Genomic DNA, 12,572 nt, shown 5'->3' on the forward strand with positions numbered 1-12,572 from the left:
TTCACAGGCGGACGTGGCAGCAGGACGCTGCAGGCGGATGCTCGTGACGCTGTACCGGAACGTGGAGCAGAGACAGCGGCGAAACGTGCACCGGGATAAGTGAAAAGTATGCTACTGGATGATATACATGGACCGGAGGATCTGAAGAAACTGAATGATCATCAGCTCAGAAAACTCGCGTCCGAAATCAGACAATTTATCATAGAGAAAACCTCCGAGTACGGAGGCCACCTCGCCTCGAATCTCGGGGTGGTGGAGCTGACCATCGGGCTGTATCTGGCCCTCGATCTGCCAGAGGATAAGATCGTGTGGGATGTAGGCCATCAGGCCTATACTCATAAGATCCTGTCCGGTCGAAAGGAAAACTTCGACGGACTCCGGCAGTATCATGGCATGAGCGGCTTCCCGAAGCGGGCGGAGAGTCCGTTTGACTGCTTCGGTACGGGCCACAGCTCCACCTCGATTTCCGCCGGGCTCGGCATCGCCGCGGCCCGCGATATCAAGGGCGAGCACTATACCGTCGTGTCCGTCATCGGCGATGGCGCGCTGACCGGTGGCCTCGCGTATGAGGGACTCAATAACGCAGCCCAGATGAAGAAAAACTTCATCATCGTGCTGAACGACAACAAGATGTCGATCTCCCGAAACGTCGGCGGTATGTCGAAGTACCTGAACGGACTGCGTTCGAACCGTGGCTATAATCAGCTGAAGATCGATGTCGGCAGTACGCTGATGCGCGTACCGGGCGTCGGACCACAGCTCGTAAAGCGGGTGCAGCGGGCGAAGAACTCGCTGAAGCAGCTCCTCATTCCGGGCATGCTGTTCGAGGATATGGGCATCACCTACCTCGGGCCGATCGACGGTCACAACATCCGTGAGGTGGAGCGGACCATCGAGGGGGCGAAGAAGATCGACCACGCGGTGCTCGTGCACGTCCTGACCACGAAGGGCAAGGGCTATGCACCGGCAGAGCAGAATCCCGCGCACTATCACGGGGTTTCTCCGTTCGATCAGAAAACCGGAAAGGCGCTCTCGCCATCGAAGGAGAGCTACACCTCTGTTTTTTCGAAGACGCTGTGCCGTCTCGCCCGCGAAAATAAAAAAATCGTCGGCATCACCGCCGCGATGCCGGACGGTACCGGGCTCAGTGCGTTCGCAAAGGAATTCCCGGATCGTTTCTTCGATGTGGGCATCGCGGAGCAGCACGCCGTCACCTGTGCCGCCGGTATGGCAAGCAACGGCCTGAAGCCGGTGTTTGCGGTCTACTCGAGCTTCCTGCAGCGTGCCTACGACCAGATCGTGCATGACGTCTGCCTCCAGAAGCTGCCGGTCGTGTTCTGCATCGACCGTGCCGGCCTCGTGGGCTCCGACGGTGAGACGCACCAGGGGATCTTCGACTACAGCTATCTCACGCACATCCCGCACATGACGGTGATGGCACCGAAAAACGCCGATGAGCTCACAGCGATGCTGGCATTTGCGATGAAGTATCCGCTGCCGATCAGCATCCGCTATCCGCGTGGTGCGGCTTACCAGGGGCTTCGTGAATTTGCGGCACCGATCGAGCATGGCCGCGCCGAGCTTCTCTATCAGGGCAGTGATATCGCCCTCGTGGCCGTCGGTTCGATGGTCTCCACGGCGGAGCACATACGTGAAAAGGCCGTATCCTACGGCCATCAACTGACGCTCGTGAACGCGCGCTTCGTGAAGCCGATCGATACGGATATGCTGGATCGTCTCGCAGAAAACCATACCACGATCGTGACCCTCGAGGAGAACGTGAAGCAGGGTGGCTTCGGTATCCAGGTCGAGGCGTATATCCATGAGCATCATCCGGAGGTGAAGGTCGTGACGATCACCCTCCCGGACAAGTACGTGGAGCACGGCGATGTGACGAAGCTCCGCGCCTACCTCGGCATCGACAGCGACTCGATCATCGAGCGGCTCCGCCAGGAGGGCGTGGTTCCGGCGGGGGATCCGGCCAATGCAGACGAGCGGAACGAAGAGAGCTCCGCGGGCGCTGAACCGGCGGACGAAACGAAGTGAAAACGCGCCGGAACGGGGACAGATGCGCCAGAATATGTGCATCGCCGACCCGGGCGTAGAAGAATACAAAGGGCAGAACACAGCCCGGAAAGAGTCATCAGTGAAGAAAGAACGACTTGACGTGCTGCTGGTCAATCGAGGGCTGGCAGAATCCAGAGAAAAAGCGAAGCGCACCATTATGGCCGGCATCGTGTATGTCGATGGCCAGAAGGAAGATAAGGCCGGCTCTACCTTCGATCCGGAATCCGAGATCGAGGTCCGCGGTAACGTGCTTCCGTACGTCTCCCGTGGCGGTCTGAAGCTCGAGAAGGCGATCCGCGAGTTCGGCGTATCCTGTGAAGGCAAGGTCTGCCTCGATATCGGTGCCAGCACTGGCGGCTTCACCGACTGCATGCTGCAGAACGGTGCGGTCAGGGTCTTCGCTATCGATGTCGGCCACGGCCAGCTCGACTGGAAACTCCGAAACGATCCGCGTGTGGTCTGCATGGAGAAGACAAACATCCGCTATGTGAAGCCGGAGGATATCGGAGAGAAGGCACGGCTCGTGTCTATCGATGTCAGCTTTATCAGTCTGCAGCTCGTGCTGCCGGTGGTGAAGACCCTGATCGCCGAGGACTGTCAGGTCGTCTGCCTCATCAAGCCGCAGTTCGAAGCGGGTAGAGAGCAGGTCGGCAAGAAGGGCGTGGTCCGTGATAAGGCGGTCCATGTCGAGGTCATCGAGAAGACCATCACCGCCGCCTATGCCCTCGGCTTCATGCTGAAGGAGCTGACCTTCAGTCCGATCAAGGGACCGGAGGGGAATATCGAGTACCTCGCAGAGCTGATGCTCCGGCCGGATACCGCAACGGAGAACGATGATATGACCGTTTCCGACGCGACGGTGGAGAAGCCGGACGCAGCGGAGCACGAAGAAAACGCGGCCGGCGGTGACGATGCAGCGGATCCGAAGCATTGGCCGACCGAGGGGGAGGAAAGCCCGGCACCGGCGTGGCTGCATGCGCGTGCGGTGGAGGTCGTAAAGGCATCCCACGCGATGCTCGACATCAAGTGAGGGCGATGCGCGCGGATAGAGGATCCTCTGGTTCGGGAGATGATGAGACATGAATATCACACTGGTAGTAAATGCGAAAAAGCCGGACTCCTGCCGCTATGCAGAGAGCATCCGGCAGTACCTCGAGGCGCGGGATGTGCAGGTGAAGGCGCTGTACGGTGAGTATACACGGGACGACTTCTCGGATGCGGACGCCATCATTTCCATCGGAGGTGATGGCACGATGCTTCGTCTCGCGGGCGTGCTGCGCGGACAGGATACACCGCTGCTCGGGGTCAATGCAGGCCACCTGGGGTATCTGACCCAGGTCTCGCAGGCGGACCAGATCCCGGGTGCGCTTGATCGGCTCCTCGCCCATGACTATACACGCGATGTGCGCGCCATGCTGCATGGCAGTGTGCGTCGAAATGGCGAGGTGATCCGCCGCGGAACCGCGCTGAATGAGATCCTGATCTCACGCTGTGAGGGCATCAGCGTGCTGCGCTTCACGGTACTCTGTGATGGCGAGGAGCTCAGTCACTATACAGCGGATGGCATCCTTTTCGCGACGCCGACCGGCTCGACGGCCTATAATCTGTCGGCGGGCGGACCGATCGCGGCACCGGAGACCAGGGTCATCATCATGACGCCGATCTGCGCCCACTCGACGAACAGCCGACCGGTGATCCTGCCGGATACCAGCCATATCGAGGTGCGCATCGAATCGGAAAATGAAATCGTGGCCTTCGACGGTGAGCGGATCGTGCGTCTGCAGCCGGGCGACGTCGTGAAGGTGCGGCGTGCGAATGAGATGACCACCTTCGTGAAGCTTCGCGCGTCCAGCTTCCTGGAGACCCTGCGCGAGAAGATGGACGACGAAGACTGATGTACGCGGGCGTCGAAGATGCCCGGCTGAAAGACCACGGGTGCGTCCGAGGGACGTGGGGACACCGGTGATACGAGCGCTGCCGGGAGCGGCAGCATCCATGAAGAGGTTTACAAATGAAGAAATCCAGACACCAGAAAATCATCGATCTCGTGCAGCATACACGTATTGCAACGCAGGAGGAGCTGGCGGATATCCTGAACCAGGAAGGTTATAAGGTGACGCAGGCGACCGTTTCTCGTGATATCAAGGAGCTCAAGCTAAGCAAGGTCCCGGGACCGGGTGGCGTACAGTACTACCAGCTGCTGGAGCCGGAGGAGCAGGCGTACGCTGATAAGTATATCCGTGTACTGCGCGAGGCGCTGATGAGTATGGATACGGCAGGAAACCTGCTGGTGATCCGCACCATGTCCGGTATGGCGAACGCGGTCGCGGCGGCGCTCGATCACTTCCGCTTCGAAGAAATCGTCGGCACGCTGGCCGGCGATGATACCATCATGTGTGCAACGAAAAATGGTGACGATGCGGAGCGTATCATGCATAAGGTCAGAGGACTCCTCGGAGAGAAGAGCTGACGGAGCATCCAGGTACAGAGAATCTCCGCAGCGTACGCAGGTGGAAGAATCATGCAGACTGGGCGCTACGGCGTCCGGTCTTACTACATATAACGGAAGTTTCGGAGGAAACGCATATGTTATATCATCTTCATGTAAAGGATCTCGCCCTGATCGACTCCGCCGAGGTGGAGTTCGAGCCAGGGCTCAATATTCTGACCGGTGAGACGGGTGCCGGAAAGTCGATCCTGATCGGCTCCATCAATCTTGCGCTGGGCTCGAAGGCCAGCCGGGACATGATCCGCAGCGGACAACCGTATGGACTCGTGGAGCTTGTCTTCGGTGATTTCAGCGAGGAACTCGTCGGGAAGCTGCGGGCGCTCGACATCGAGCCGGAGGACGGGCAGCTCATCATCCGCCGGAAGATCTCCGCTACGCGTTCGGAAATCAAGATCAATGATGAGACCGTGACACTCGCGAAGCTCCGGAAGGTAACAGAGCTCCTCATCGACATCCACGGGCAGCATGAGCATCAGTCGCTCCTCCGGGACGGCTACCATCTGAAGATCCTCGACGATTTCCAGCAGAAGGAGACCGGGGCACTGCGTGCGGAGATCGCAGAGAAGTACCATGACTGGACGGCGCTCCGGGAGAAGCTCGCCGGCTTCGACATGGATGAGGCGCAGCGTCAGCGGGAGCTTGATTTCCTGCAGTTTGAGATCGACGATATCGAGAAGGCGGCACTGCGCGAGGGTGAGGAGGAAGAACTCGCCCAGAAGTACCGGAAGTACCAGAATGCGCAGCGCATCTACGGTTCGGTCGCACGGACGCGGGAAATCCTCGACGGCGTTGATTTCTCGTCGGCGATCCACGAGATGCAGGATGCGCTTCAGTACGACAGCGCGCTTCAGAACGTCAGCGACAGCCTGTATGACCTCTCCTCGATCTCCGAGGATACCGTGCGTGCGCTCGACCACTATATGGAGGACAACGAGTACGACGAAGAGGATTTCCAGCTGGTGACGGAGCGGCTCGACTATATCCGCTCGATCATGATGAAGTATGGCGGAACTGTCGCGAAGGTGGAGGACACCCTCGTGGCGAAGAAGCAGCGCCTCGCTGAGCTCGAGGACTATGATGCGGCACGATCACGCTGCGAGAAGGCCGTGGCAAAGGCGGAGTCCGTGCTTCGGGCACGCTGTGCAGAGCTCACGAAGGCCCGTGAAAAGGGCGCGAAGCAGCTGAGTGAGCGCATCCGTCAGGAGCTGTCGGAGATGGGCTTCCTGGATATCCGCTTCGAGCTTCCGCTCAGCGCACTGAAGGAGCCGGGGGCGAATGGTATGGATGAGGCCCATTTTGTCGTGAGCCTGAACCCAGGTGAACCGCTGCGACCGCTCAGTGAGGTGGCGTCCGGTGGTGAGCTCAGCCGTATCATGCTGTCCATCAAGACTGTGCTGGCCGACAGCGATGAGATCCCGACCCTGATCTTCGACGAGATCGATACCGGTATCTCCGGTCGGACGGCAGAGAAAGTCTCAGAGAAGCTCCGGAAGATTGCACAGCTTCACCAGGTCATCCTGATCACGCATCTGCCGCAGATCGCAGCGAAGGCCGATCAGCATTTCTGCATCGAGAAGTCGGTGTCCGACGGCCATACACATACCAGGATCCATGCGCTCTCGGAAGAAGAATCCGTTCTTGAGCTTGCGCGACTGCTTGCGGGTGGCCAGATCACGGACGCAGTGCTCGCGAACGCGCGGGAGCTGAAGAAGCTGGCGCGACGGTGAGTGCGTGCCGGTCGACGGCATTGGCCGAACGAAGCTAAAAGCCTTGCGTAGCGCTTGATGAAGGATTAAAATAGATGCTATCTATAATTTATATTTCTATTTAAGAAATATGGACCGGAGGACTATAATGAAAAACATACTCATGCTCGCATCGGAGGCCGTGCCTTTCATCAAGACGGGCGGACTCGCGGACGTCGTCGGCTCGCTTCCGAAGACCATCGACAAGCAGTACTATGACTGTCGTGTCATGATTCCGAAGTATATGTGCATCCCGTGGGAGTGGCGCCAGAAGATGGAGTACGTGACCCACTTCTATATGAATTATCTCGGACAGGACCGCTATGTCGGTGTCCTGAAGTATGAGCACCAGGGCGTGACCTACTACTTCATCGACAACGAGTCGTATTTCTCCGGTGACCGTCCATACGGTGACTGGTACTGGGATCTCGAGAAGTTCTGCTTCTTCTGCTATGCAGCGCTGTCTGCGCTGCCGCTGCTCGACTGGCATCCGGATGTGATCCACTGTCACGACTGGCAGACCGGTCTCGTTCCGGTACTGCTGCATGACCGCTTCGCCGGCGGAGAGTACTACCGCTCCATCAAGTCGGTGATGACGATTCATAACCTCAAGTTCCAGGGTGTATGGGATGTGAAGACGATCCAGCGCTTCACCCAGCTGTCCGACTACTACTTCACACCGGATAAGCTCGAGTGTAAGAAGGATGGTAACCTCCTGAAGGGTGGTATCGTGTATGCCGACGCGATCACGACGGTTTCCGATACCTATGCGGAGGAGATCAAGATGCCGTTCTACGGAGAGGGCCTCGATGGACTGCTTCGTGCACGTGCGCATGATCTCCGCGGCATCGTTAACGGCATCGACTATGATGACTGGAATCCGGAGACGGATAAGTACCTCGTAAAGCCGTTCAACGCACGCAACTTCCGGAAGGAGAAGGCGAAGAACAAGAAGGCACTCCAGGAGCAGTTCGGCATGAACGTGGATCCGGGCAAGATGATGATCGGTATCGTATCCCGTCTCACCGACCAGAAGGGTCTCGATCTCGTCGAGTGCATCATGGATGAGCTTTGCCAGGATGATATCCAGTTCGTGGTGCTCGGTACCGGGGATGAGAAGTATGAGAACATGTTCCGTCACTATGACTGGAAGTACCATGATAAGGTATCCGCACAGATTTACTATTCCAATGAAATCAGCCATAAGATTTATGCTTCCTGCGATGCATATCTGATGCCGTCCCTCTTCGAGCCGTGCGGACTCAGCCAGCTGATCGCCCTCCGCTACGGAACGGTTCCGATCGTACGTGAGACCGGTGGTCTGCGCGATACCGTACAGCCATATAACGAGTACGAGGATAGCGGAAACGGCTTCTCCTTCTCGAACTACAACGCGCATGAGATGCTCGGCACGATCCGCTATGCCGAGAGCGTATACTACGACCATAAGCGTGAGTGGAACAAGCTCGTGGACCGTGCGATGGCTGCGGACTATTCCTGGAAGACCAGCGCTATGAAGTACCAGGAGCTGTATGACTGGCTCATAGGGTACTAATCAGAAAGAACATACTAGATGAATTTTTTGGATGACTTATTACAGAACTATATGCTGGTTTCGGCGGTGGTTTCCTGGTTTCTCGCGCAGGTGATCAAAACTGCGCTGGATGCCTATCTTAACCACGGCATCAGCTGGGAGCGTCTCACCGGATCCGGTGGGATGCCGTCGAGCCACACCTCTACGGTTGTGGCACTGACGACCGCTGCCGCACTCCAGTATGGACTCCAGTCGCCGGCCTTCGCGGTCAGCTTCATCCTGGCCAGCGTCGTCATGTACGATGCGACCGGCGTACGCATGGAGACCGGAAAGCAGGCGGTGCTTCTCAATAAGATCCTCGAGGATAACCCGTTTAACTGGAAGCCGGAGGAGTTTCAGATGAAGCTGAAAGAGTATGTCGGCCACACACCGCTGCAGGTGCTGATGGGGGCGATCCTCGGCATCGCGACGGCCTTCTGGATGCGCGGCTTTTATTAAAAGAAAGAACTACTGAATGACGTTTAAACGACTTTTCAAGAAAACAGTGCTTGTACTGAGCTGCGTGCTGATGGCATGCAGCTTCATTTCGTGTAAGGGTATCGAAATCACGGGTAAAACTGAGGATGTCGACGGCTATACGGAGGCACAGGCGATGATCGTGATCGGCTCCGAGCGAAACCGCTATCAGAATCAGCTCGGTGCGGAAATCTGGGATCTGCCGGTGGAAAACCAGCAGGAGAGTACCTACGGTCCATACTTCGTTGCGAAGATGAAGGAGTTTCTTCAGGACATCAAGACGCTGAATCTGCTGGCGACCGAGAAGGGGATCATCGCGACCTCGACGGATATGGAGAAGATCCGTACCGTCGCACACGACTTCTACGACGGCCTGAGCGCAGAGGATATGGCCTTCATGGGTGACTGTACGCTCGAGGATGTCATCTCGATCTATACCGAGTATTTCGTGGCCTGCAAGACCGCCGAGTACCTGATCTCGGATGTGGATTCCGAGGTCTCGGATGCGGATGCGAAGATCATCCGTGTGCAGGAAATCGTGGTCTCGGATGAGCTTCTCGCAGAGCAGCTTCTGCAGCAGGTGAATGTTTCGGGCGCGAACTTCTCCTACTACGCGCGTCAGAACAGCGAGGACCCGAACATCGAGAAGACGCTCGCGAAGTCTGAGAAGGAGGACGCCATCTACCAGGCGGCCTTCGCCCTCGAGGAGGGACAGATCTCGGATATCATCGAGCAGGATGGCAAGTACTATATCCTGAAATGTATCGACGCCTATGATGAGGCGGCGACCCTCGAGCGGAAGAAAAAGCTAGAGGAAACGATCCGCTCGAATGCACTTCTCAAGCAGTATACGGCGTACGCGGATGAACATATCGTCCGTTTCCGTGAACCGTTCTGGAAGGAAATCGATCTCACGGCACATCCGGAGAGCGACGCCGATAATTTCTTTTCGCTGTTTGATGAGAACATCACGTTCTGATGAAACAACGCTTGCTGAGACGGGCGCAGAAGCTTAGGTCCGAGCCGTTGAAAAAATAAAAACGAACCCCTGGAAATCTCCAGGGGTTCGTTTTTTTGAAAAACATCAAAGTCCGATCACGATCCCGCCGTCCTCTGCGTAGACGGTGGCGACGCCCATGGCGTCGGTGATTACGATCTCGCGGAATGATGCGAGCTTCAGAAACTCTTCTTTTACGAGCTCGGCACGGGCCGGGTTGTTCACGTGCGTGATGCAGAGACGGAGAAGCGCGGTCTTCTCTGGACCGCCGGCCTTTTCAACCGCGATTTGGCACATACGCTTCAGTGCCTTGTTGATGCCGCGCTGGTTCTCGAGCTGGATGATGACACCGCCGTTGGCACTCATGATCGGCTTGATGTTGAGGGCGGATGCGAGGAAGGACTTCACGGCAGACAGACGTCCATTCTTCCGGAGGGTGTCGAGGGATTCAATCACGAAATAGGTCTTCATCGTCTGGATCTTTTCGTTTACGAGGGTGACGACCTCGTCGAAGCTTTTTCCGGCTTCCTTTAATTCCTTAATTGTAAGGCAGAAATTTAGCTGACCGGCCGATGCGGTATCGGAGCTGAATACATAGATCTTTCGTCCGTCGTCCGGGTGCTCCTCCTCGTACATCTGCTTTCCGATGACGGCGGCCTGATAGGAGCCGGAGAGATGCTCGGAGAGGGTGATGACATATACTTCATCGGCATCACTTTCCTCCATCGCCTTCATATAGGCTTCCGGAGACGGGCAGGCGGTTTTCGGTCCGATCAGTGAGGCGTGTACACGCTTCAGAAAATCGAGCTGATCGAAGTGGTCGTCATCCACGACGGAATAATCTCCGATTTCCAGCGTGAGCGGAACGAGCGTAAAATGCGGATCCGCCTTCAGTGCCGGGGTATAATCACAACAGCTGTCACCTATAACCTTATAGTTCATGCTTCGCCTCTTTAACAACACATAGTTTTCAATACTAGATATTATAGCAGACGGGCATGACATGTCAATCGGGAGTCTAGGTGTGAATGGGTTTCAGAAAAGGCAGGGAGCCCCGGAGGGACGGCAACGGAGGCACAGTACTCCGAGACCGGTTCAATCTAAGCCGGGGACCCTAAGCGGCACTAGGCCCTCTGCAATCACTGAGTTTTCTTGATGAAAACTCAGCGTTGCAGAGGGTGCTAAGGAAAAAAGTACCAAGTGCCGCTAAGGGGACCCGGCTTGATTTCACACGGTCTCTACGTATGGCCTCCGTTGCCGTCCCTCCGGGGCTTTGCCTGACATTTCACTGCTTCTCACTTGACTCGGAAAATTAAGGAAGTGTTTGTTGCCTGAGTAATGTATCTGCGATATGATGGCTATAATTGACAAAACAGTATTTGTGGGCGTTTGCACTTTTATGAAAAATACTAAATATTGACAGCGGTGATGTGCTGTTTCAACATCACTTTATGAAGCGATATATGAGGAAAATGGTATGAGAGAGAAAAATGTGGGGCAGGGTTCGGATCCGGATCTTGATATTCAGGATATAGATGATGCGTATGATGTCGCGACGGGTGAGCCGGTGTATGATACGTATGAGGGCGAGGATGACGCGGATTCGGAAGACGGGGATCCGGAGGAGATGGAGCGGCTGTATGAGGAGCGGCTCGCGGCGCGTCGGGCGGAGCGTCAGGCGCGGTACCGTGCGCGGGTGCGGAAGGCGTGGTTCTACCGTATCCTGGCGCTGTTTATTCTGATCGATGTGATCCTGCTGCTCGTCGTCGGTGTGCGTGCGCTCGGTGGGAAGCTTCACTTCGGGAAGCAGGGCGAGACGCAGGAGAGTGTGCTGAACCCGGGCAGCGATGCGTCGGATGAAGCCAATGCAGGCGACGGGACGGTGGTGGTGACTTCGGGAGAGAACGGCGGCGAAACAGAGACCGCTGCTGCGCCACAGGATGCGCGGACAGCACTCTTTGCGAAGGCAGATCGACTCGCTGCGATGTATGACTATGATGCCGCGGCAGAGACATTGGCGAACTCCGACTATAAGGAGGACCCGGAGGCGCTGAGCCGGATCGAGCGCTATCAGGCGACCGCAGCGACGATGGTGGCGGCGGACAACAGTGAGATCACGCATGTGTTCTTCCATATCCTGACGGTGGATACGGAGCGCGCGTTTACCGATGACAGGCAGGGGAAGGACTTCAATCAGGTCATGACGACCATCCCGGAGTTCGAGAAGATCCTGCAGCAGATGTATGAGCGCGGCTACGTGCTCGTGGGGCTTCACGACATCGCGGAGGTGCAGAAGCAGGACGACGGCACGGAGAAGATGGTGTCGAAGAAGATCATGCTGCCGGAGGGGAAGAAGCCGTTCGTGATGTCGGAGGACGATGTCTGCTACTATGAGTACATGGAGGGCCGCGGCTTTGCGGATAAGATGGTGCTCGATGAGAACGGGAAGCTGAAGCTGCAGTATACGGATGCTGCGGGCAATGTCTCTATCGGGGATTATGACATCGTTCCGATCCTCGATAATTTCATCGACGAGCATCCGGACTTCTCTTATCGCGGCGCGAAGGCGATCATGGCATTCACGGGCTACAACGGAGTGCTCGGCTATCGCACGGATGAGACCTATGATGCGAGCTCACCGAACTATGATCCGAAGAATACAGCGAACCCGAACATCGAGGCGGATCGGGAGACGGTGAAGACGCTGATGAAGGCGCTGGTGGAGGATGGCTACGAGCTCGCCTCCCACAGCTGGGGCCACATCAACTTCACGAACCGGAGCCTCGCGGATCTCACACGGGACACGGATCGCTGGGAGCGGAATGTCGAGACGCTGATGCCGGAGCCGTGTGACATCATCCTCTATCCGTTCGGTGCGGATATCGGTGACTGGCGCCCGTACAGTGCAGACAATGAGAAGTTCCAGATGCTCGAAAAGGCGGGCTTCCGCTACTTCTGTAACGTCGACTCCACGCAGGCATGGACGCAGATCAGCGGCGACGCTATGCGCCAGGGCCGCCGGAATCTTGACGGTTATCGCCTCTGGAAGGACTACTGCGGCGAAGACGCGAAGCTCAGCGATCTCATGGATGTGCAGAGCGTCTTCGACACCAGACGGCCGACACCGATAGAGTGGAGCTAATCGCTAAACACCGCAGAAGGCTCTGATCACATCTCTCAAGAAAGAGATAGCTGCTAGTAGTC

At 56.8% G+C, this 12,572-nt stretch carries 10 protein-coding genes; 9 read left to right on the forward strand and 1 reads right to left on the reverse strand.

Annotated features, from left to right (window positions below):
- Positions 1-108 precede the first annotated feature (108 nt).
- The 8 genes from dxs to ACK8P7_RS02100 all read left to right on the forward strand — a co-directional run bounded on the left by dxs (position 109) and on the right by ACK8P7_RS02100 (position 9,350).
- Complete coding sequence (dxs, locus tag ACK8P7_RS02065) at positions 109-2,046, forward strand: 1-deoxy-D-xylulose-5-phosphate synthase (protein WP_410042557.1); 1,938 nt, start codon at positions 109-111, stop codon at positions 2,044-2,046.
- A gap of 100 nt (positions 2,047-2,146) precedes the next feature.
- On the forward strand, positions 2,147-3,097 hold the full coding sequence (locus ACK8P7_RS02070) for a TlyA family RNA methyltransferase (protein WP_410042558.1): 951 nt from the start codon (positions 2,147-2,149) through the stop codon (positions 3,095-3,097).
- 49 nt (positions 3,098-3,146) lie between these two features.
- Entirely contained in the window at positions 3,147-3,962 is an 816-nt protein-coding gene (locus tag ACK8P7_RS02075; protein ID WP_410042559.1) for an NAD(+)/NADH kinase, read from the forward strand.
- A gap of 116 nt (positions 3,963-4,078) precedes the next feature.
- A complete protein-coding gene (argR, locus tag ACK8P7_RS02080) occupies positions 4,079-4,537 on the forward strand; it encodes an arginine repressor (RefSeq protein WP_410042560.1) in 459 nt (152 codons plus the stop codon).
- Positions 4,538-4,653: 116 nt separating this feature from the next.
- Complete coding sequence (gene recN / locus ACK8P7_RS02085) at positions 4,654-6,303, forward strand: DNA repair protein RecN (protein WP_410042561.1); 1,650 nt, start codon at positions 4,654-4,656, stop codon at positions 6,301-6,303.
- 127 nt (positions 6,304-6,430) lie between these two features.
- A complete protein-coding gene (glgA, locus tag ACK8P7_RS02090; RefSeq protein WP_410042562.1) occupies positions 6,431-7,876 on the forward strand; it encodes a glycogen synthase GlgA in 1,446 nt (481 codons plus the stop codon).
- Between the two features lie 18 nt (positions 7,877-7,894).
- On the forward strand, positions 7,895-8,353 hold the full coding sequence (locus ACK8P7_RS02095; protein ID WP_410042563.1) for a divergent PAP2 family protein: 459 nt from the start codon (positions 7,895-7,897) through the stop codon (positions 8,351-8,353).
- 16 nt (positions 8,354-8,369) lie between these two features.
- Positions 8,370-9,350: a peptidylprolyl isomerase gene (locus tag ACK8P7_RS02100; protein ID WP_410042564.1), complete on the forward strand. Its 981-nt coding sequence runs from the start codon at positions 8,370-8,372 to the stop codon at positions 9,348-9,350.
- Between the two features lie 105 nt (positions 9,351-9,455).
- Here the strand turns inward: ACK8P7_RS02100 and ACK8P7_RS02105 are convergent, their stop codons facing one another.
- Positions 9,456-10,310: a DegV family protein gene (locus tag ACK8P7_RS02105; RefSeq protein WP_410042565.1), complete on the reverse strand. Its 855-nt coding sequence runs from the start codon at positions 10,308-10,310 to the stop codon at positions 9,456-9,458.
- 535 nt (positions 10,311-10,845) lie between these two features.
- Here ACK8P7_RS02105 and ACK8P7_RS02110 point away from each other — a divergent pair.
- On the forward strand, positions 10,846-12,510 hold the full coding sequence (locus ACK8P7_RS02110; protein ID WP_410042566.1) for a polysaccharide deacetylase family protein: 1,665 nt from the start codon (positions 10,846-10,848) through the stop codon (positions 12,508-12,510).
- Positions 12,511-12,572 lie beyond the last annotated feature (62 nt).

Origin of the sequence: Oribacterium sp. P9, from assembly GCF_046365365.1 — a bacterium.
Taxonomy (GTDB): Bacteria; Bacillota; Clostridia; order Lachnospirales; family Lachnospiraceae; genus Oribacterium.